Raw genomic sequence first — 20252 nt, 5'->3', positions numbered from 1 at the left:
TTTGGTCCTGCCGATGATGACACCGAGTTCGTTGATGTGCGGGTTGCTCGGGGGATTGATTTGGGGTGCATCGCTCATGAGGATCCTCACGTGGTTCTACAGGGGCGTTATGCCCCTGTCGTGATGGCTGTTTGGGCTGACCGTGGGTAGGCCGGTGTCGTCGCCCTTCCAGGTGCTGTCCACTTCGGTGATGACGCGAATCAGGGCCGCGCGGAGATCGGCTTCGTAGGCCTGTATGAAGGAGCCCGAGGGGCCACGGGACGGAACGAAGGAATGTTCTGTTGGCACTGTCTGCGGTAAGAGTTCGAGGGTCAGCGCTGACGTGAGGGTGTCGAGCCCTTTGGTGGTGAGGTGCACGGTGAGGGCGCGCCGGTCGGGGTGTCCGCGGACTCGTTTGATCAGGTCCTGTCCTTCGAGTTTGTCGAGGATTCTGCTTACGGTCTGGGCTCGCAGGTGAAGGGCCGCAGCTATCTTGTTCTGCGTCAATGGGCCATGAGTTTGAAGGACCCTCAGGGTGCTGAGGTTTGCATGAGTGATGCCGAGCTGGCTGAGGTTCTGATTGAGCTCGTGTTCCCACAGGCGGCTTGCCGTGGTCAGTAATCTACTGGTCGACCAGTCACCGGATTCCATCCTGCGTCCTCTTGCTCGCGTGCCTGACTAGCCTCTTATTTTCGCACCGACACAGGCAGCTTTAGTCAACCCTTTGGAAGCCTGCCAGAGGCCCAATCGATTGAAGGACTTCAGGAAGGGTGAGGCACTCGGGGCGGCAAGGGCCGCTGTGTCGCACATCGACGGTGGGTTGTCGCCCCAGGTGAGAGCGCGGACCGAAGCCCTCGCAGTAGGTGTGTGCAGTATCGAGGAGACTGCTTCGGTTTGGTCCTAAGTGTCGTGTTCGGCGGGCATGTCGTCGGCTAGCGGCACGGACGTTTTGGGCAGGGTTTGGGCGTTGAAGTCGATGATCTGCCAGCCGCGGTCGGGGTGTTCTTCCAGGACGGTCCAGGCGCAGTTGGCCATGCCGGCGAACATTTCGCGCATGTGGGCCGGGGCGTCGAAGAAGGCCATCAATCCGTTGCGTAGGGCGGCCCCGTGTCCGACCAGCACACCGGTGCCGCCGCCGCGCAGGGTAAGGGCTGCCTCCATCATCACGGTCTTCATCCGCTGGTTCACTTCCGAGGGCAATTCGGCGCCAGGAACCCGGTAGTTCTCCTCGGTAAAGAACTTCTCGTAAACGTCCGGGTGCTGCTGCCGGAACTCGGCGAAGGTGGTGCCTTCCCGGATACCCACGTGGTATTCGCGCAGCCGCTTGTCCAACACAGGTTCCAGACCAGTCAGGTGGGCCAACTCGGCGGCGGTATGCCGGGCGCGTTCCAGATCGCTGGACCAAATGAATCGGGGGCTGAAGGTAGCCAACAGTTTCGCGGCCTGCTGTGCCTGGTAGCGGCCCGTTGCATCGAGGGGGATATCCGCGTGGCCCTGTGCTTTCTCCAGCACGTTCCATTCAGTCTGGCCATGCCTCCACAACACCAGACGGGGACGTGTCCCGCCGGCCTGTAACTGGTCCATCAATTCTCCTCATCACCGCTGGCTCCCCGAAGATTCCCGACTCCGATCAGGGCTCTGATCCAGGCCCGTGCCGTCCCTGTACTGTCCTTTGTCGGGGCGGTTTGCGGTCCCGGAGCAACCGGTTTTTTGATCTATTCCCAAGGGGCTGCTGGAACCGTAGGCTTCGACCTGATCCTATCGATAGCCGGACCGGGGTCTACCGGCACGCTTGGCGAGGAGAAACCGGCATGCGGGCAGAGGTTCAGTATTGGTATTTGTCCCGTAGTTTTCAGGGGAGCGTGTTCGACCGGCAGGACCTTACGGCGCGCAAGCAAGGTCAACGGGTCAGCGTGGTGCTTCCGGCGAAGAACGAGGCAGCAACCATTGGAGCGATCATCACCGCGTTGCGCACCGAGTTGATGGAAGAGGTGCCGCTGCTGGATGAGATCATCGTGATCGATTCGAACTCCACGGACGACACCTCGACGGTGGCGGCGGCCGCCGGAGCCACGGTTGCGCACCAGGACCAGATCCTGCCGGACACCGGATGCATCCCTGGCAAGGGCGAAGCGTTGTGGAAGTCCCTGGCGGTCGCTTCGGGGGACATCATCGTGTTCATCGACGCGGACCTGCAGGACTTCACCGCGCAGTTTGCGGTCGGTCTGCTCGGCCCGTTACTGACCGAGCCGCGGATTCACTTCGTCAAGAGCTACTACGACCGCCCTCTCGATGACGGGGTCAAGGTCATGCCGGCCGGGGGTGGCCGTGTGACCGAACTCGTGGCGCGTCCCCTGCTGAATTTGTTCTGGCCTGAGCTGGCCGGGGTCGTCCAACCGCTGGCCGGAGAATACGCCGGCCGCCGCAGCCTGCTCGAATGCATACCGTTTGTTTCCGGCTACGGCGTGGAGATCGGCATGCTGATCGATGTGCTGGAAACGGTGGGTCTGGACGGTATGGCCCAGGTGGACCTTGGAGAGCGCCGCCACCGCAACTCGACCGATGGCGAGCTGGCCAGGATGGCGATGCAGATCCAGCTCACCGTGCAGGCAAGACTTCACCGGCGCGGGCTTGCCCCGGCTGCCCCCCACACCGTGGAGCTGACCCAGTTCCTACGGAATGGCGAAAACTACATCGGTGACACCACCGCCATCGGGGTATCCGAACGCCCGTCCATGCTGGAAGTCGGACACCACTGGTCGACCACGGGGGAGTGGGTCTGAGGATGCGGGTTCTGGTGAATGCCGGGCCGTGGCTGCCCGTCCCACCCTCCGGTTACGGTGGCATCGAAACGGTCATCGCCACGTTGATTCCCGAACTGCGCCGCGCCGGTGTTCATGTCACGCTGGCCACCGTCGGCACCAGCACGATCGAAGCCGACAGCTACCTGCATCCGCTTGCTGAGCCGCAGTTCACCTCGATCGCCCGGCCCTACAACCAGGTTTCAGGTATCGCCCACGCCCACATGCAGGGGATCGTTCAGGCCATCTACGGCGGTGGCAGCTGGGATCTTGTCCATGATCATCTTGAAGTCGTGGGACCTGCGGTCTTCGCTGCCATGGGTACGGCCGCCCCGCCGGTGCTGCAGACCCTGCATTGGGACCTGGCCAAGCATGCCGCGTTCTATGAATCCTTCGACGGTCGTGGCCGTGTCCGGTTCGCCGCGGTATCGCAGTCCCAGTTGGACCGCGCGCCTCAGGCACTGCGGGACCAGGTTATCGGGGTCGTTCCGCTTGCGGCCCCGCCGGCACTGCAGGTTCGGGTGGACAAAGCAGATCATGCCCTGGTGCTGGCCCGCATCACCAGGGACAAGGGGCAGGACGCGGCCGTGCGGATCTGCCGGCAGGCGGGCATGCCGCTGGTGCTCGCCGGGCCGGTCGCCGGCATTGATGATCCTGCTGAGCTGGACCGCCGTCTTGCGGCCGGCGACGCCCAGCTGACGTCCCACCCCGATGTCATCTACTTCCAGGACGAGGTTCGTCCACTGCTTGACGGACACCTGTACCGGTGGATTGGGGGTGTCGGCGGCGAAACGAAAGAACGCGTTCTGCGTTCCGCCCGGGTACTACTGGCGCCCAATCGGTGGGCCGAGCCCGGGGCGACCGGTGTGGTGGAAGCCCTGTCACGGGGCGTTCCCGTCGTTGGGACACCGTTGGGAGTGTTGCCCTCGTTGGTGCAGCACTGCCGTACCGGGTTTCTTGCCGCCGGTGAACCGGAGCTGGCAGGGTTCCTGCAGAAACTGGACAGTATCCGTGCCGAGGACTGCATCGAGGCGGCATCCGAGTGGACGCCGGAGGCGATGGCCGCCAGCTACCTGCGTTTATACGACCAGATCCTTCAGGAGAATCCGTGACCGTGAAAGTAGCTCTTATTGGTGCCGGTTCCGTAGGGCAGCGCCATGCGCGCACCCTGCAGCAACTCGGCGTCCGGATCACCAGTGTCACCGACGCCCATCCGGCGGCGGCGGAAAAACTGGCCCGCGAACTGGACGCACGAGCCTTTCCGGACCCCGAGACAGCGCTTGACCACACCGATGCCGATGCCGCCTATATCTGCGTACCTCCCTTCGCGCACGGCTCGGGTGAACGCGCCGCGCTCTCCCGGGGGCTGCCCCTGTTCGTGGAGAAGCCGGTCGGCCTCGGCCGGGAAGTCGCAGAAGAAATCGGAGTGCTCGTCGAGGCTGCCGGTGTCGTCACCGGCACCGGTTACCACTGGCGCTGCATGGACACCATGGAACACGCGCGCGACCTGTTGACGGAAGCCCCTGCCCTGCTGGCCAACGGCTACTGGCTCGACAAACGCCCCCCGGTCCCATGGTGGGGCCGGGTAGACCGCTCCGGGGGCCAGGTGGTGGAACAGTTGACCCACGTTCTGGACGCTGCCCGTTTCCTCCTCGGCGAAGTCGTCGAGGTATACGCCGCCGGTGTTCGGAGTGCGCCGGACACCGACACGCAGACAGCAGGCAGGGCCGGCCAGGAGCTCGATGACGTCGACGATGCCACGGCCGCCACGATGCGCTTCGCCTCCGGGGCGGTAGCCACGCTGGCTGCGACGTCCGTGCTGGCCGCCAAACACCGGGCCGCGCTCCATACCGTGAGCCGTGGCCTGTACCTCGAGGTATCCGAAGCCGGCCTCAGCAGCTTCGACGGCACGTCCCGAACGGATCTGGAGAACGCGGAGGATCCACGGATAACGGTGGACCGGGAATTCATCCAAGCCGTCCAAGGTGAGCGGGAATCCACACGCACCCCCTATGCCGAGGCGCTGCGCAGTCACCGGCTCGGCTGCGCCATCGCCGAATCGGCCCGCACCGGACTGCCGGTGAAGCTGCCCCAAGAGCAGTCGGCAGTCCACGGAGCAATAACGTGAGGCGCCGCCGCAACCTCATCCTCCCAACAGCCGGGGCCCTGGAAATCGTCGAGGAGCAGTTGCCCGACGTTCCCGAGAGCGGGCTGCTGCTCGAAACCCTCGTCACAGGTCTGTCCGCGGGCACGGAACTTGCCTTCGTCAAAGGGGACCACCCGGGGCTGCGATCGAGCCTGGATCCGGACCTGGGCCTCTTTGTACCGCACGCCGCCGGCACTGCTTACCCGATCCGGCGGCTCGGCTATATGGAAGTCGCCCGGGTAGCACAATCGCGAACTGCCGCATTCTCACAGGGAGATGTCCTCGCCTGCGCCTACGGGCATGCCACCATGCATGTAGCGGATCCGCTCAAGGAGCATTTGGTGCTACTGGGCCAGGATCTTGACCCGCTGCTGGGCGTCTTCGTGGCGCATCTCGGGCCGATCTGCGCCAACGGTCTACTGCATGCAGCGGCGGAGGCTACGGGAGGCATGGTCCGCGGTCTTGCCGACGGCGTGGACGGACGTCAGGTGCTGGTCACCGGAGCCGGTCCCATCGGGCTTCTCACCGCCCTCTTCGCCCGGTCCCTCGGCGCACGCGAGGTTGCCGTCGCAGACTCCGACCCGCACCGCCGCCGGGTGGCGGAAGAACTGGGCTTCCTTGCCCTGGACCTGGAAGATGATCCCGGCAGGCTACTGAAAACACGGTGGCGCCATGGCCCGGCAGACCGGGGCGCGGACCTTGTATTTCAATGCCGTGGACGCCCCGAAGCACTCCACGCTGCCCTCCGTGCAGCCCGCCCTCAGGGAAGCATCATCGACCTGGCCTTCTATACCAGCGGAGCGGACGCCGTGCGCCTCGGTGAAGAGTTTCATCACAACGGACTGAGCCTGCGTTGCGCACAAATCGGACGGGTTCCCCGCGGCCTGGCAGGGCATTGGGACCGTGCCCGGCTCTCCGCCGAAACCATCAAGCTACTGCGCTCCCACGGGAATGTGATCCGCAAACACCTGATCACCGACGTCGTACCCTACGACGACGCACCGCTCTTGATGCACGAAGTTTCCCAACGCCAACGGCATGTCCTAACCGCCGTTTTCGCTGTAGACCCCGCATTCCTCTAAGCACGTATCAGCCTGAGTGAGGTCACAAGGGGTGCTTCGGCGGGATCTTCGGCCGTAGGTGCTTGGCTTCCTTCCAAGGAGCGGAGGTAGGCGGCACTGCCATTGGCCGCAGGATCGTAGCGCTTGATGCCAGGTGCGCCGATGAACTTCACCACGAGATCGAGTACCGAGGCGATGGATTCATTCGGTAGGCCTGGACTGACCCTCACGGATCAGAAGTCGATTGAAGCTTTGACGGTCCTCAACGGGTCGGCGCCCAGAGTCGGTAGTGGTCTCAATCCACTCAGTGGACCTCGCTAAGTGGGTTGCTCTCATGGATGTAGAGGCACCGAGTTCGACCGGATGTTCAGTTCCTCCCCAGCCGGCTCTCCTATCCTGAACTCATGAGCGAGGCGACGGTAATGAGCAAGAAAACAGTGGGATTGATGGCCGACCCTCAGCTACCGATGGCATTGGCTCGGAAGCTTCAGTCGACAACAGCCGAGTTACTCAACTCTTCACTTGATCCCGGAGTGGAATGGGTTATCGAGGTCGAACAGCAGTCCCTGCCGTTGGACCCTAATGGGGAAGTGGAGTTGAACATCCACTCCGAGGAGGTCCGTGACCGTCTGGGATGGGACTACCTCATCTACCTCACAGACCTGCCGAAGTATGCGAACTCTCAACCGATGATCTCCAGCATCAACACCGGATACGGTTCGGCAATGATCGCCCTTCCCGCTCTGGGCGTGATGCGGAAAAACCGGGTTCGTCGAGCACTGCTACAAACCATTGGAGCCCTTCACGGGGCCGCCAACGCACGCACCCTGGGACTTGGCAGAATTTCTTCAGCGATCCACACGATCTCCCCCGAGCGCACCACTGCTGCCGCTGAAGCGAACCAAAACTCGTATCAGACCCTGGCTGGGATCCGCGGTCGGGCGCAGCTCCTGACCGGCATGGTCCTTGGCAACCGCCCGTGGCGGATCGTGCCCGATCTCTCCAGCGCTATGGCCGCGGCGACGGCCACGGGAGCGTTCGGGGTTTTCTACACCAGCATCTGGAGCATGGCCGACTATCTCAGTCCCCTCCGACTCGCGTCCATCAGCCTGCTCTCCATCATTATCATGACCATCTGGCTGATCACGTACAACAATTTGTGGGAACGCCCTGTAGGAGAACTGCGCACCGAACGCCGCGTGAGCTATAACTTCGCCACTGTCCTCACCATCTTGATCGCGGTTGCCGTGATGTACCTGGGGCTTTTTACCGTGATCTTCGGTGGGGCGCTCATCATCATCAACAGCGAATACCTCTCCACCCAACTAGGACACACCGCTGACATCGGCGAATACCTCAACCTCGCCTGGCTCTCAGCCTCCCTGGGAACAATCGCCGGAGCACTCGGATCAAGCCTTGACGACGAAGAATCCGTCAAAAAAGCCACCTTCAGCTCCCGCGAATACGATCGCCGCCAACTATCCGAAAATCGCCCGCAGTAGCAACGAGCCAACCCGAGCACCGGTCCTGTCTCGCACACCTTCCTCGCGAAATCTATCGACAAATCACATAGCGAGTTTCCGCGCCAGCTATCGCGGACGCCGACACCCTGGCCATCGCGCTCTGGTTCTCCCTACCGTTCATACCCCCGACAGTCCGTGGTGAGGTGAGCTGATGGTCAAACCGTCAGTGTGATCTGCCATCATGCACGAAATGGTGAGGGCAAAACTCGCACGACCAAACCGCTGTTGATCAGGAGCGCATCATGATCGGACTTATCCGCTGGTGGCTCACCTCGAGCGTTCGGTACAGCTACCTGTTGGTCCGTGCCATCCTCCGGCTGCCGCTGCTGCTGCTGTTCATCCCGCCGCGGGTCCGCAACCAGGTCGCCGGCGCCCTGGCGATTGCGCTCTGGTTTTTCCTGCTGCTCGTTCCAGTCGCCGTCTCCGACAGCCCTTGGTGGGCCGAGTGGCTGGTCACTGGCGCGGCTGCACTGATCATCGTCGGTGTGGTGCGGATGGAGGGCCACAGGCCGATCGTCCGCCGTCCCGCGCGGGTCCGATGACGTCCTGGCGGAGGTAGTCGGCGGTGCGACGGCGCAGGGGAGAGGTTGACCGGTTCTGGGAGAAAGTCGTGAAGGGCCCGCGGTCGGATGACTGCTGGATCTGGATCTGGACCGGCGCCGTGGCCGACGACGGCTACGGGCGGTTCTGGGTTACCAGGGACGGCGAGCAGCGCGCCCTGCGGCCGCAACGCTACGCCTACGAACATCTCACCGGAGAGACCCTGCACTCGGGCATCGCGCTCATGCACGTCTGCGACGTGCCCTTGTGCGTCCACGCCAGTACCGGGACGGACACTCACCTGCTGCCCGGTACCCAGGCGTTGAACATGCTCGACCGGTCCCAGAAAGGCCGGCACGCCAACGCCTCGACGTTCCGGTGGCGCGGTGTCGGCCGCGCCCAGTTCCGTGCCCAGTCCGTCGAGCTGCGCACAGCCCTCCTCGAGCACGGATGGAACGAACCGATCATCCGACCCCTACTCACCGGCACCGACCCCGAAGCCCCAACCCTGTTCTAGGGTTTCCCTAATCTGCACTATCAAGGTTGCTCGCCGTGCACAGCTTCCGGACACGGCTTAAGCAACACGACTACCGCTCCGGATGCTGTGACTTTTCGCCAAGATGGCGGGGTTCTGAACGCAAGATTGGCGGGGCAGAAGTCAGTGCACCGTCTGTCTGGTGCAGCTGGGGATTCTCAATGGGACGGAAGCGTGCTGAGGTGTAGTCCTCGGTAGGCTCGAGGAAGACGCTAGGCCGAGGGGCAGCGTGACTGACGAGATTCAGATTTGGCAGTGTGTCGACGGCGACTTGGCTGCATTGGAAGAAATCGAGCCGCCGGGATCGGGCATCGCCCGCAATTTTTGAAGCATCAGGCCGCCGGCACCGTTATCTACGCAGCAGCCTGGTGCAAGCACCAACCGGCCGGAACAGTCGTGCTGGATCTCGTTTCCAATCACACCCCGGAGCTGAAGCACCTCTTTGTGCAGGAGTCCGCTCGAGGCGCCGGTGTAGGGACGACCCTGTGCGCCTGGACCGAGACTTACGCCGCGTTAGCGGGATTCGACAAGCTCTATCTCAGCGTCGGCACCGACAACGACGGTGCTCGCCGGCTCTATGAGCGCTTGGGCTTCATTCCTACGGGACGATCAACGACGACGACCTACCAGTACGTTGACGATGACGGACAGAAGCAGTGGGCGACCGAGACCGACGACGTCTTTGAGAGGTCACTCGTCGACTGAGCTCCCTCGCGCTACGGCAAGATCATGCACGAGACAGGATGGGCTTGCGAACGTCCCGATCGGGGTAAGTGCGTACAGGCGCCCTCGGATTGGGTCATGGTCGCGCCTGTACAACAGTCCGATCAGGAGGTCGGCTTCTTCACCGACGAACACGAGGCCCTGACACGGCCAGCCAATCACCCGTCTGACGCGTGAATGCCTTACGCGTGTCGGTACAGTCGGCGTACCCCAGGATTATCAGGCGGTCGTACACGAGCTTCAGAGAGGAAGTGAGAGATTGTGTGCAGCAAGAGGCTGGGTACTCCTGTGGAACTGCTGAGGCCGTTCACGATGGAACTGCGTAACGGGATCCTGTCGGTCGGTTGGGCCGAGGGGATGAGCGTTACTGAGGCAGATGCAGTCGCGTTCATCGAGCATGCTGAGGCGATCTGCAGGAGTACCCGTCTGCCGATGCTCGTCGAGCTCAACGAGATGGTGACCTTGAGCAGTAAAGCCCTGAGCCACTTCGCGAAGGAACTGAACATTGGGGCGCTGGCCCTGGTGGGTCCGTCCCCTGTCGACAAGACAATCGCAGATCACTTCACCGTGGTCCATAACCCGCCCTACCCGAGCCGCTACTTCCCCCACCGGAACGAAGCCCTGACCTGGCTGACCGCATGCCCCACGCCGGTCTGATCAGAGAGGAGGTGGCTGTGAATGACTTCACCCCGAAGTATCAAAGGCAATGATCGATCGCCTATTCACTAACTGCGAGATGCAGTGGCGCCGGGCGATCGACCGCAACGACAAATTCGCGCTGACCAGGCGGGGTCATGCTGCGGGTCATCTCCAGCTGGCTCCGAGCCCTGTCAGGAGAGGGGGCTCCGGTCGGTGTGGTGGGGTTCTGCAAGGTCTGCTATTTGCGGGGCGTTTGGTGCCGTTCATCGCCCTGCTCACTAGCGGGTGCCTGTCCTCCGGTATTGGTGAGGAGGGCGATGACGTCGGGAAGGGCGGGGTGGGCGGGGTCGTGCCAGATCAGTTCGAGGGGGGCCAGCAAGGGGGGCGCCACGGGGCGGACGACGATCCCGGGTACCGCTAAGTGCTCGGCCGCCGCCGGTGCGACCGGTGCTACCCCATGGCCTGCGGCGACGGCGCGAAGCAGGGCTTCGGGTGCGTTGATGAGATTCGGCGGGGTGAGTACCTGGTCGGGACGGGCCGGGCCCGCGGGGAGCAGGTGGGCGAGGAGGTAGTCGCAGATGCCGGGGAACTGATCGCGGGGGATCATCACGACCGTCTCCTCGGCGAGGTCGGTGACCGGGACGGCCTCCGCGGCGGCGAGCCGGTGCTCGGCCGACAGGGCCAGGTGTACCGGCACGCGAGCCAGGAGCCGCCCCGGAAGGTCCTGGTCCTGCACGCAGCGCACCCACACGATGGCGGCGTCAGTGTGCCCGTCCCGGACCGCGCGGATCGCGTCGCTGTCGGTGGCGGTCACAGCGGTGACCTCTAGCTCGGCGGCCAGCCCGGAGAGGCGACCCAGGGGATCTTTCAGGATGTGTTCCACACCCGGGGCGACGCGCAGGCTGATATGCCGATGACGGCCATCGGCGCAGCGGACTTCGTAGCGGGCACGGTCGGCGCGGGCCAACAGGACGTGGGCGTGTTCGAGCAGCACCTCCCCAGCAGGGGTGAGGACCACACGGCGAGGGCTGCGCTCGAGCAGGGTGACGTGCAGGTCCCGCTCCAGGACCTTGATCTGTTGGGACAGAGAAGGGGCAGCGATGCGCAGCCTGCGGGCTGCGCGCCCGAAGTGCCGTTCCTCGGCCACCGCAACGAAGTACCGCAGGTGTCGCAACTCCATGGTCCACGTTAGTCCCTGGCTCACGTACCGGAGGAATTATGTCGTGGTGGCCACCTGGGGGGAGGCGAACAATCGTGTTGTGCGTTGATGGGTTGCCTCGATGGGTCGCCGAAGGCGAGGAGGCCGCTGGGTCGGCGTCATCTCCGTTGCCGCATCAATTCAAGGAGGCTCACCGTGAAGGCAGTGGTTTACAAGGGACCGAACGACGTCAGCGTCGAGGACGTGCCGGACGCCAAGATCGAACATCCCGCCGACGTGCTGGTCCGCATCACGTCGGCGAACATCTGCGGCTCGGACCTGCACATGTACGAGGGCCGCACCAGTTTCGAACCCGGACGTACCTTCGGGCACGAGAACCTCGGCGAAGTGATCGAAACCGGCCCGGCCGTGAGCAAGGTGAAGGTGGGCGAACGTGTCGTACTGCCCTTCAACATCGCCTGCGGATTCTGCAAGAACTGCGAACGGGGTTTCACCAACTACTGCCTGACCATGCAACCCGAGCCCAAGCTTGCCGGTGCGGCGTACGGCTTCGCGGACATGGGCCCGTATCAGGGCGGCCAGGCCGAGTACCTGCGTGTGCCGTACGGGGATTTCAACTGCCTGCGCCTGGGTGAGGACGCTGTGGAGAAGGAACTCGACTACGTGATGGTCGCTGATATCTTTCCCACGGGCTGGCATGCTACCGAGATGGCCGGGGTGTACCCGGGGGACTCCGTCGTCATCTACGGCGCAGGACCCGTCGGGCTCATGGCTGCCTACTCGGCCATTCTCAAAGGTGCCGGCAAGGTCATGGTCGTGGACCGCCAGAAGGACCGCCTGAAGCTGGCGGAACAGATCGGGGCCATCCCGGTCGATGATTCCGCAGTGGACCCCGTCGAGTTCGTCAAGGACCAGACCATGGGATTCGGGGCCGACCGGGGCTGCGAATGCGTCGGCTACCAGGCGCACGACCCTTCAGGCACCGAGCACCCCAATCTGACCCTGAACCGGCTCGTGGACTCCGTGCGCTTCGTCGGCGGCCTGGGCGTCGTAGGAGTTTTCCTGCCGCAGGACCCCGGGGGCCCCGACGAACTCGCCCGGCAGGGCCAGGTGGCCTTTGACTACGGGAACTTCTGGTTCAAGGGACAGACGATGGGCTCGGGCCAGTGCCCGGTGAAGAAGTACAACCGTGCCCTGCGTGACCTCATAGCCGGCGGCAAGGCCAAGCCCTCCTTCCTCGTCAGCCACGAACTCACGCTCGACCAGGCCCCCGAGGGCTACCGGAACTTCGACAACCGCGAAGACGGCTGGACCAAGATCGTCCTTCACCCCGTCAGCGCCTGAAATAGCCCGGACGAAACTTTCCAGTTCAGAAACCAGCAATTTCCTGGAGGTGGTACTGATGCGGTCCATGGTGTATCGCGGGCCCTACAAGGTTCGCGTGGAAGAGAAGGATATTCCAGCGATCGAACATCCTAACGATGCGATTGTGCGCGTGACGAAGGCAGCGATCTGCGGATCCGACCTGCACCTTTACCACGGCATGATGCCGGACACACGGGTGGGCATGACGTTCGGGCACGAATTCATCGGCGTGGTGCACGAGGTGGGCTCCTCGGTGCAGAACCTGGCGGTCGGGGACCGGGTGATGGTGCCGTTCAACGTCTACTGCGGGTCCTGTTACTTCTGTGCCCGGGGCCTGTATTCGAACTGCCACAATGTGAACCCGAACGCGACGGCGGTGGGCGGCATCTACGGCTACTCCCACACCTGCGGAGGGTACGACGGCGGACAGTCCGAGTACGTGCGCGTCCCCTTCGCCGACGTCGGGCCAGGCCTGATCCCGGACTGGATGGACGAAGAGGACGCCGTCCTGCTCACCGACGCCTGCCCCACCGGCTACTTCGGCGCCCAGCTCGGTGACATCGCCGAAGGCGACACCGTGGTGGTGTTCGGCGCCGGGCCGGTAGGCCTGTTCGCCGCCAAGTCCTCCTGGCTGATGGGCGCAGGGCGCGTGATCGTGGTCGACCATCTGGAGTACCGGCTCGAGAAGGCCCGCACCTTTGCCCATGCCGAGACGTACAACTTCGCCGAGTACGACGACATTGTGGTGCACCTGAAGAAGGAGACCGACTACCTGGGCGCCGACGTCGTCATCGACGCCGTAGGAGCCGAAGCCGACGGCAACTTCCTGCAGCACGTCACCGCCGCGAAACTGAAACTGCAGGGCGGCTCCCCCATCGCCCTGAACTGGGCCATCGACTCCGTCCGCAAGGGCGGCACCGTGTCCGTGGTCGGCGCCTACGGCCCCATCTTCAGCGCCGTGAAATTCGGCGATGCCATGAATAAGGGACTGACGCTGCGGATGAACCAATGCCCCGTCAAACGGCAATGGCCGCGGCTCTTCGAACACATCCGCAACGGGTACCTCAAGCCCAGCGACATCATCACCCACCGCATCCCGCTGGAACACATCGCCGAGGGCTACCACATCTTCTCCGCCAAACTCGATGACTGCATCAAACCGCTCGTCGTTCCGAGCCCGGCCTGAAAGGAAAAAACCATCATGGCTGCCATACCAACGCCCTACACCGCCACCAAACCGGCCCTGAAGGAATCCGTAGAGGACCTGCGGGCCAGGATCCCGGGCTGGGGCGCGGACCTCGACCCGGCCGACAGGCCCTCCTACCCCCGCGAACAACCAGGCATCGAAACCGGCGCGCACTGGGACTTCCCCGAACGCCAGCCCGAGAAATGGCCCCGGGAACGGTCCGTCGAACACGCCTTCCTAACCCCCGTCTTCGGGACCTCCACCCCACCCCAGGGCGCGTCCGGGGCCATCCGGAAATACGCCTACAAATACAGCGAAGGCCGCGCCGCGCACTGGCTGCTGCTTATCGCGGGCGACCGGGTGGACGCATGGGAAAACCACCTGCGCTCGTTCGCCACCCTGCGCCCGGACAATCCGGTCACCGAGACCGGGGTGGTCAGCGAGTTCTCCCATCATGGAATCGGTTCGCGCTTCGGGAAGAAGCGGACCGACCTGAGCCATCAGTGGATGGACCCCCTGATCGTCGGCGCCCCTTGGGCACTGGCGGGCGGCGCACTCGTCGTCGGCGCGCTCAAGACCCTGCATAAGCACCGCGTGTCCTGACACCTGTTTCCCAGGTCCGCAGACCAGGCGGCCAATGGGCACACGCTGAGCGATCGAGATCTGCTCAGACCCGAGCGGCGGGCGATCGGACCCCTTCGCGGTCAATCGAGGCTGGAGGGCACCCCTTTAGATGGAGCACATGAATCGCAAGGCTCTGGTCGCGGCCGTCATCGGCCTCGTTATCGCACTCGTTCCGGTGTTGCTCGGTGCTCCTGAACTCGCGCCCTTGATTGGATGGGCTGTCGCTGGCGGCGTCTTTCTGGGCTGGGCCTGGGCCAAAGCCTGGCCCGCAGGTCCGGAGGCCACGGGTAAACTCGCCCTCCAGGAAGGTCGATCTCGCCGGCTCCTGGACTCCCTCATCATCAGCGCGACATTCATCAGCCTCGTCGCCGTCGTCTTTGCATTGCTCCGCAGCCAGCAGAAGGACCCCATCGGCGTGGCCGCGGCGATCCTGGCAGCTCTCGGCGTGGTGATCGCGTGGGCTCTGATCAACACCGTCTACGCGTTCAAATACGCCCGAATGTACTACCACGACAACCATCATCACTTTACTTTCAACCAGAACGAGGACCCCTCATACAGCGACTTCGCCTTCGCGGCATTCTCGATCGGCATGGCATACAGCGCGAGCAATGTGAACGAATCTTCCACACCTTCGCGCAGGATTGGTTTGGGGCACGCCCTGCTGTCCTATTTTTTCGGCACCTTCGTGGTCGCAGTGGCTATCAACCTCGTCGTCAGCCTCGGCCAATCCAGCTGACCGCGACGCGGCGTGGCTGCCCGCACTGTGCAGACCTCTGGACGGCCGTTTCCGAGTTGCAGCGGCGAAAAATGCTCAGCCGTAGGCGAGGGTGCGGTGGAAGCGCTCGATCTTTCCCTTGGTCTGCAGGCGGTTGGAGGCGGGTTTTGTTGGCCTAGGATACCGAGCTCAGCGCAGGTGTCGCGCCGAAGGGTGCGACTTTGTATGCGGGGCCGTGATCTGAGGAACGTGAAGCTTCGGCGCCTCACCGAGGGGGTCGGACGAGGTGGTTCGCCCCCTCGGCTGAACTGCCGGACAATGTCAGCGTCTGAAGTGCATTTGTGGGGTGCCCGTAAGCCGGTCCCTTACTGGGCTAGCCGCGCCCTGCCGTGCCAAGCGGAGAGGTTCCATGCGAGTGCTGAGTGCTCCGATTCTCGTAAGACCTGTCCGAGAAAATGCCCGGTGATGGTGCCCTAAGCGGGACACCTGTGGGTGGTCTTAGGCACCTCGGCCGCTGCCCCGACCTTGGGCGGCATGAATGACCGATTGTGCACCTACGTTCTACTACATACCCGGGCCGAGCCGGGCTAGCGGGGAAGGGTCTTGATCCATTCCGAGAAGTGGGTGAGTTCGGTTCCGGTGAGTACGGCGGCTGGTCCGTTGTCCATGGGGTCGGCGAGGAGTGCCAGTGAGTCGGCCGGTAGGTTCTTGGTGGCCTCCCAGACGACCGATGACGGTGATGCTGAGTCGGGCCAGCAGAGGAAGACGAGGGGCTCCGGGGTGGTGGACTCTACGATGCCGGTGCGGTGATTGAGTAGGTGGATGAGCTCGCTCGTGTACATGCGCCCGGCCACCGCGCCAGCAGTGAGGAGAACGCCCGATTCCAGGGTGCCCTTGCGCCCGCGGGGAAGCGGGATCCACTCGGCTCGAAGGGTTGCGCCCTGCCAAGGCTCGACGTCGGTGGGCGCCGCAGAGTTAGGGGTCTGCTGCAGGGGGGAACGCTCCTGCAGATAGGCGACGATGTCGTCGTAGCCGCTGCTGATCTTGGTCGCTGTGAAGAGCATCCTGCCGTTCGCATCTTTCACGTCGACTCCGCCGAAGTTGGTGAGCGACGGGCGGACCGACCCGATCTCAGTCAGTGGGACGACCCGCATCGCTCGGAACCAGGGGCGGACCGTTAGGTGGCTGTCGTACGCGTCGACCCGGAATCGGCGGATTCCCATGGCGAGGACGACGAACAGTGCTCCGGCGACCGTGATCGCTGCCGCACTGATGAGGGGGCCCGGCCCGTCCATCTCCTCGGATTCCACGACCGAGACGAGCGTGAAGAAGCCGCCTATGACCAGGAAGGCGATGCCGAGCACACGGAACAGGACGGACTGCCAGCGCCGATTCGTCACTATGAACAGTGCCCCCGTGTCTGGGTTCGGGCGAGTCATCGAGCGATCGTTCCGGTCACTGCGGCGGACGGCCGCTCCGACGATCATGGGGATCACGATTGACAGCAGAACCGCCACGAGCACGGGAAACGCGATAAAAGACACTCACCGAATGTAGTGCCTGTCTCGCACATGCGATGCCCGCAAGGCGTCCAAGCAAAGGATCCTTTGACTAGACGGAACGAGCACCTTGGCAGGGAGTTGGGAGGAGTCGAGTATCTGCGGTGGTTCCTGCCTGCGCGTCTTGTCCCAACAATGTGTCTCACGTCCGCTATTCTCAACAAGCCAAAAGAAGGCCTTTGATGAGCATGGAGGGGGTTGGGGTGGGAAGTGTCGGTTATGCCAGGGTCAGCACTTTGGAGCAGAACGTTGACCTGCAGCATGCAGCGCTCACTGCTGCAGGGTGCGATCGGATTTTCACTGACCATGGGGTGAGCGGCACGACGGCCAGTCGCCCCGAGCTCGACAAGCTTCTCGAGCACCTCCGAAAGGGGGATGAGGTCGTTGTGTGGAAGCTGGATCGGTTGGGGCGCAATACCCGCAACCTCTTGGCCCTTATCGATGATCTGGAACAGCGGGGAGTTCACTTCCGCAGTGTCACCGAAGGCATCAGCACCACCGGGCCGATGGGCAGGGCGATGCTGACTGTCATGTCCGCTTTTGCTCAGCTCGAGCGGGACCAGTTGGCCGAGCGCACGAGGGCGGGCATGGCGGCGGCGGCGGAGAACGGGCGGAAGGCCGGCCGGCGGCAAGTCACCACTGAACACGAGAAGGTCAGACGTGCCAGGGACCTCAAGACCCAGGGGCTCGCACCGGCTGATATCGGAAAGATCATCGGGGTCAGCCGAGCGACCGTGTACCGATACCTAAGCATCGGCAGCAACGCGCGTGTATAACGAGGGCGGAGCAGACACGCACAGTTTGCCTGTTGATGAAGCGTGGGAGTCAGGTGTGAAGGAAGTGGTGCTCGCCCCGGAAACCAAGGCGTTGCACCCCTGAGTGGACCCGGTCATCGTGATGGTCCGCGCCTAAACTTGAATGGACTATTGTCGGCCACGGCACGAGCGCACACAGTTCGCAGAGTCCGTGGCGTAACGAAGTAAGGATCCTCGGAGAAGGTGAAGGAGATGCTGAACTGGTCCAACTTTCCTACCCCCAGTATTCCGGTGAGGTCTCGGTGAGCGCGGAAGGAAGCCCCGGTTTGGATGAGCTCTGTTCGAGCCTGTGTGCATCGTTCATTGACGCGCTACCGGTCACGGGTGCGGCGCTGTCGGCGTTCAGCGGCTCCGCGCAGGAAACCACCTTGTGCGCCAGTGATGACCTCGCGGCCAGATTGGACGAGTTGCAGTTCGACCTGGGGGAAGGTCCACGGTGGGAGGCCGCCCGTTCCCGGACTCCTGTCTTCCTGCCCCACGCGCGTTCAATGACGCATGAAAAGTGGCCGGTTCTCGGCAAAGCGCTCATGGACTTCGACGCGGAAGCCCTGTTCGTATTCCCTCTCATCGTGGGGGCCATGGACATCGGGGTCGTCGAGCTCTACAGCACAATCCCGGGAGCATTGGCTGGGGCTGATGTGGTGACTGCTCGCGTACTGGCCGATAAGGCCGCGTGGAGTCTGCTGCGGCGCATCCTTGCCCCTGACGTTGAGCAGGATTCTACGGGGGGTGGTTTATCCGCGTCCCGTCGTGAGATCCATCAGGCAACAGGGATGGTGCTCGCCCAGACCGGAGGGACGGCCGCGGAGGCGCTGCTACTGCTGCGGGGGCACGCCTTCGCCAACGGGCAATCAGTGCATGAGACCTCCAACGAGGTCCTGGCGAAACGGCTGAACTTCACGCCACCATCCAACCGATGAACTGCGGTAAGGACCTCTAAAATGGACTTCATGGAATCCAGCACCCGGGCAAGCCGGGTCAGCGCAGCGTTCGTGAAGATCGCGGACACCCTCGTCGATGACTACGACGTACTCGACTTGCTGCACACCCTCGTGGAGGAGACCGTTGATCTGCTTGACGCGACTGCCGCCGGACTGATGCTGGCCGGACCCGACGGCATCCTGCAGGTGCTGGCGTCCACCAGCGAGGAAAGCCATCTGATAGAGGTCCTGCAGCAGGAGTCAGGCGAAGGACCATGCGTCGAGTGCTACGTCACCGGTGTTCCTGTGACCATTCGGGACATCGCCGGCACCGGAGACCGCTGGCCCAAATTCAAGAATGAGGCCGCTACCCAGGGCTACCAGTCCGTGCACGCCTTCCCGCTGCGCGTCCGCGGCAAAACCATCGGTGCGATGAACCTCTTCCGCACCGACACCGGGGAGCTGAACGGCGAGGACATCGCCATCGGGCAGGCACTGGCCGATGTGGCGACCATCAGCATCCTGCAGGAGCGCACCATTAAAGAATCCGCCACCGTCAATGACCAGTTGCAGCGCGCCCTCAACAGCCGCATCCTCATCGAACAAGCCAAGGGCATGATCGCCCACATCCTTGACGTCAGCACGGATGAGGCCTTTCAGCGGCTCCGGGCACATGCTCGATCCCACCAAACCAGCCTGACTGACACTGCACAAGCCGTCTTGGACCGCACCCTCACCCTTTAACCACAAACCGGCAGCTTCCGCTCCACAGGGCGCAAGCGGACCCAGGTCGAGCTACGACGGTTGCGGTAGATAGAGGGACTGTCCAAGTGTCGGCCCTGCTGTTGCCGCCTTGAGGCCCCTATAGCCGTGCACGGGTGATGTCTGCGCCTTGGTCCTTGGTTTTTAGTGGTTGGTCTCTGGTCCTAGAGGTCCCGCCAGTGATTGTTCTCTTATGGGAGGTGTCCATATGCCACCGTGTGAGGATTTCATCGCGGGAAGTGTCGCGTTCACTGACACTGGTCGCACCGATGAACTTCCCTGACTCGGTGAAGGCATCGGGCTACCCCGCTGTCACCGACCATTGGGCCGCGAGCCGGACCGTGACTGACGCTCATTGCACCGGCCCTGCCCCTGCGACGGGAATGTGGCACACCCCCAACACTCCCGGCTTCCCGTGGCGTCTACTGGAACCGGAATCAAGTAACGGAAACCGTTATCGGCCTCGCGCCAGAGTCCGCAACACTGCAGCAACCCTGCCATTCGTCGTTGCAACTGCCGGCGCTGGGAGGGGATGCGGTTATGGGTTGCTGGTGTGGGGATGGTTCTGCTTCTACTGTGGACGCACGGGTGCCGTCCGTACCCGGGTGGGTGGTGCGTGGTGTTGGTGTTCAGGGTCGATGTCGAGGAAGACGGCGACGGGTTTGAGGTGACGTGTGCTGATGTTCCTGCGGTACGCCACCGTATTGAGTCTTTGTGGGATGCGTGTACCGTTCGGGGGGTCCTAGCCCAGCAGGCCGGGGTCGCCGATGATCTGCTGTGGCTGCAGATCCGTGCCCGTGTCGGTGCGGTGACTGTAGTTTCGGATGTTCATCCCTTGCATTGGGTGGCATTTCATACGGTCGTTCGTCCCTCCCATCCCGTGTTCGACCGACCGAACCTGGTCTTTCATCATGCCTTCGGCGCCCTGAAGCACGAGGCAGTCCAAGCAGTGCAGCATGGGCGTGCACATACCCAGGTGAAGTTGATCCTGTCGTTTCTTGATGGAACAAAGGTGTCTTTGCCCCGTCATGGGGGCCACCTGCTGCGTGACGTGGTTGATGAGACGCGGACGAGCGGGGATCTGAGCTCTTGGGTGCGGGCGCACCTGGTAGGACGACTTGACGCAGAGGATCAGTGGCACGTGCCCATCGTTGGCGTTCAAGTGGGAGTTTTCGGTCCCGAAACACCCGCGGCCCG

21 protein-coding genes are annotated in these 20252 nt (G+C 63.3%); 16 read left to right on the top strand and 5 right to left on the bottom strand.

The window, feature by feature from the left end; translation table 11 throughout:
* Window positions 1-96: 96 nt before the first annotated feature.
* Together RCH21_RS16670 and RCH21_RS16665 are read right to left on the bottom strand one after the other, a co-directional pair.
* Window positions 97-630, bottom strand: coding sequence for a MarR family winged helix-turn-helix transcriptional regulator (locus tag RCH21_RS16670; RefSeq protein ID WP_326965337.1), 534 nt, complete (start codon window positions 628-630; stop codon window positions 97-99).
* A gap of 249 nt (window positions 631-879) precedes the next feature.
* Window positions 880-1563, bottom strand: coding sequence for a histidine phosphatase family protein (locus RCH21_RS16665; RefSeq protein ID WP_326965336.1), 684 nt, complete (start codon window positions 1561-1563; stop codon window positions 880-882).
* A 227-nt stretch (window positions 1564-1790) separates the two neighbouring features.
* Here RCH21_RS16665 and RCH21_RS16660 point away from each other — a divergent pair, with 227 nt between their 5' ends.
* The 9 genes from RCH21_RS16660 to RCH21_RS16620 all read left to right on the top strand — a co-directional run bounded on the left by RCH21_RS16660 (window position 1791) and on the right by RCH21_RS16620 (window position 9965).
* On the top strand, window positions 1791-2762 hold the full coding sequence (locus RCH21_RS16660; RefSeq protein WP_326965335.1) for a glucosyl-3-phosphoglycerate synthase: 972 nt from the start codon (window positions 1791-1793) through the stop codon (window positions 2760-2762).
* A gap of 14 nt (window positions 2763-2776) precedes the next feature.
* A complete protein-coding gene (locus RCH21_RS16655; RefSeq protein WP_326965334.1) occupies window positions 2777-3892 on the top strand; it encodes a glycosyltransferase in 1116 nt (371 codons plus the stop codon).
* On the top strand, window positions 3889-4908 hold the full coding sequence (locus RCH21_RS16650; RefSeq protein ID WP_326965333.1) for a Gfo/Idh/MocA family protein: 1020 nt from the start codon (window positions 3889-3891) through the stop codon (window positions 4906-4908). The genes RCH21_RS16655 and RCH21_RS16650 overlap by 4 nt, the downstream gene beginning before the upstream one ends.
* Window positions 4905-6008, top strand: coding sequence for a zinc-dependent alcohol dehydrogenase (locus tag RCH21_RS16645; protein ID WP_326965332.1), 1104 nt, complete (start codon window positions 4905-4907; stop codon window positions 6006-6008). Before RCH21_RS16650 ends, RCH21_RS16645 begins: the two co-directional genes overlap by 4 nt.
* 383 nt (window positions 6009-6391) lie before the next feature.
* The gene (locus RCH21_RS16640) at window positions 6392-7489 is read left to right on the top strand and encodes a hypothetical protein (protein ID WP_326965331.1); all 1098 of its coding nucleotides are present in this window, start codon (window positions 6392-6394) and stop codon (window positions 7487-7489) included.
* 263 nt (window positions 7490-7752) lie between these two features.
* Window positions 7753-8052, top strand: coding sequence for a hypothetical protein (locus RCH21_RS16635; RefSeq protein WP_326965330.1), 300 nt, complete (start codon window positions 7753-7755; stop codon window positions 8050-8052).
* Window positions 8053-8120: 68 nt separating this feature from the next.
* Window positions 8121-8567, top strand: a complete 447-nt coding sequence (locus RCH21_RS16630; RefSeq protein ID WP_326965329.1) for a hypothetical protein — start codon at window positions 8121-8123, stop codon at window positions 8565-8567.
* A gap of 342 nt (window positions 8568-8909) precedes the next feature.
* Complete coding sequence (locus tag RCH21_RS16625) at window positions 8910-9290, top strand: GNAT family N-acetyltransferase (RefSeq protein WP_326965328.1); 381 nt, start codon at window positions 8910-8912, stop codon at window positions 9288-9290.
* A gap of 330 nt (window positions 9291-9620) precedes the next feature.
* The gene (locus tag RCH21_RS16620; RefSeq protein WP_326965327.1) at window positions 9621-9965 is read left to right on the top strand and encodes a DUF7793 family protein; all 345 of its coding nucleotides are present in this window, start codon (window positions 9621-9623) and stop codon (window positions 9963-9965) included.
* Between the two features lie 220 nt (window positions 9966-10185).
* Here RCH21_RS16620 and RCH21_RS16615 read toward each other — a convergent pair whose 3' ends face one another.
* A complete protein-coding gene (locus RCH21_RS16615) occupies window positions 10186-11151 on the bottom strand; it encodes a LysR family transcriptional regulator (protein WP_326965326.1) in 966 nt (321 codons plus the stop codon).
* Between the two features lie 150 nt (window positions 11152-11301).
* On the opposite strand from RCH21_RS16615, the gene RCH21_RS16610 reads away from it, so the two are divergent.
* From RCH21_RS16610 to RCH21_RS16595, 4 genes are all read left to right on the top strand, one after another.
* Entirely contained in the window at window positions 11302-12450 is a 1149-nt protein-coding gene (locus tag RCH21_RS16610) for a glutathione-independent formaldehyde dehydrogenase (RefSeq protein WP_326965325.1), read from the top strand.
* 58 nt (window positions 12451-12508) lie between these two features.
* The gene (locus tag RCH21_RS16605; RefSeq protein ID WP_326965324.1) at window positions 12509-13657 is read left to right on the top strand and encodes a zinc-dependent alcohol dehydrogenase; all 1149 of its coding nucleotides are present in this window, start codon (window positions 12509-12511) and stop codon (window positions 13655-13657) included.
* A gap of 15 nt (window positions 13658-13672) precedes the next feature.
* Window positions 13673-14260 (top strand): hypothetical protein, encoded by a 588-nt coding sequence (locus RCH21_RS16600; protein ID WP_326965323.1) that lies wholly within the window; start codon window positions 13673-13675, stop codon window positions 14258-14260.
* A gap of 139 nt (window positions 14261-14399) precedes the next feature.
* A complete protein-coding gene (locus RCH21_RS16595) occupies window positions 14400-15020 on the top strand; it encodes a DUF1345 domain-containing protein (protein ID WP_326965322.1) in 621 nt (206 codons plus the stop codon).
* 566 nt (window positions 15021-15586) lie between these two features.
* On the opposite strand, the gene RCH21_RS16590 is transcribed toward RCH21_RS16595, so the two are convergent.
* A complete protein-coding gene (locus RCH21_RS16590; RefSeq protein WP_326965321.1) occupies window positions 15587-16543 on the bottom strand; it encodes a hypothetical protein in 957 nt (318 codons plus the stop codon).
* A gap of 197 nt (window positions 16544-16740) precedes the next feature.
* Between RCH21_RS16590 and RCH21_RS16585 the strand changes: the two genes are divergently transcribed.
* From RCH21_RS16585 to RCH21_RS16575, 3 genes are all read left to right on the top strand, one after another.
* Window positions 16741-17334, top strand: a complete 594-nt coding sequence (locus RCH21_RS16585) for a recombinase family protein (protein WP_326965320.1) — start codon at window positions 16741-16743, stop codon at window positions 17332-17334.
* Between the two features lie 281 nt (window positions 17335-17615).
* Window positions 17616-18293, top strand: coding sequence for a GAF and ANTAR domain-containing protein (locus RCH21_RS16580; RefSeq protein ID WP_326965319.1), 678 nt, complete (start codon window positions 17616-17618; stop codon window positions 18291-18293).
* A 30-nt stretch (window positions 18294-18323) separates the two neighbouring features.
* Complete coding sequence (locus tag RCH21_RS16575; protein ID WP_326965318.1) at window positions 18324-19037, top strand: GAF and ANTAR domain-containing protein; 714 nt, start codon at window positions 18324-18326, stop codon at window positions 19035-19037.
* 760 nt (window positions 19038-19797) lie between these two features.
* Here the strand turns inward: RCH21_RS16575 and RCH21_RS16570 are convergent.
* Complete coding sequence (locus RCH21_RS16570; RefSeq protein ID WP_326965317.1) at window positions 19798-20196, bottom strand: hypothetical protein; 399 nt, start codon at window positions 20194-20196, stop codon at window positions 19798-19800.
* Window positions 20197-20252 lie beyond the last annotated feature (56 nt).

It is taken from the genome of Arthrobacter sp. PL16 (assembly GCF_035985055.1).
GTDB classification, from domain to species: Bacteria; Actinomycetota; Actinomycetes; order Actinomycetales; family Micrococcaceae; genus Arthrobacter_D; species Arthrobacter_D cheniae.
This window is presented reverse-complemented; position numbering and strand designations above follow the sequence as displayed.

Coding starts and splice junctions, on each gene's coding strand:
- RCH21_RS16595 (WP_326965322.1), top strand. CDS start 14,400: ATGAATCGCAAGGCTCTGGTCGCGGCCGTCATCGGCCTCGTTATCGCA.
- RCH21_RS16640 (WP_326965331.1), top strand. CDS start 6,392: ATGAGCGAGGCGACGGTAATGAGCAAGAAAACAGTGGGATTGATGGCC.
- RCH21_RS16605 (WP_326965324.1), top strand. CDS start 12,509: ATGCGGTCCATGGTGTATCGCGGGCCCTACAAGGTTCGCGTGGAAGAG.
- RCH21_RS16600 (WP_326965323.1), top strand. CDS start 13,673: ATGGCTGCCATACCAACGCCCTACACCGCCACCAAACCGGCCCTGAAG.
- RCH21_RS16635 (WP_326965330.1), top strand. CDS start 7,753: ATGATCGGACTTATCCGCTGGTGGCTCACCTCGAGCGTTCGGTACAGC.
- RCH21_RS16660 (WP_326965335.1), top strand. CDS start 1,791: ATGCGGGCAGAGGTTCAGTATTGGTATTTGTCCCGTAGTTTTCAGGGG.
- RCH21_RS16585 (WP_326965320.1), top strand. CDS start 16,741: ATGAGCATGGAGGGGGTTGGGGTGGGAAGTGTCGGTTATGCCAGGGTC.
- RCH21_RS16575 (WP_326965318.1), top strand. CDS start 18,324: ATGGAATCCAGCACCCGGGCAAGCCGGGTCAGCGCAGCGTTCGTGAAG.
- RCH21_RS16665 (WP_326965336.1), bottom strand. CDS start 1,563: ATGGACCAGTTACAGGCCGGCGGGACACGTCCCCGTCTGGTGTTGTGG.
- RCH21_RS16620 (WP_326965327.1), top strand. CDS start 9,621: ATGGAACTGCGTAACGGGATCCTGTCGGTCGGTTGGGCCGAGGGGATG.
- RCH21_RS16670 (WP_326965337.1), bottom strand. CDS start 630: ATGGAATCCGGTGACTGGTCGACCAGTAGATTACTGACCACGGCAAGC.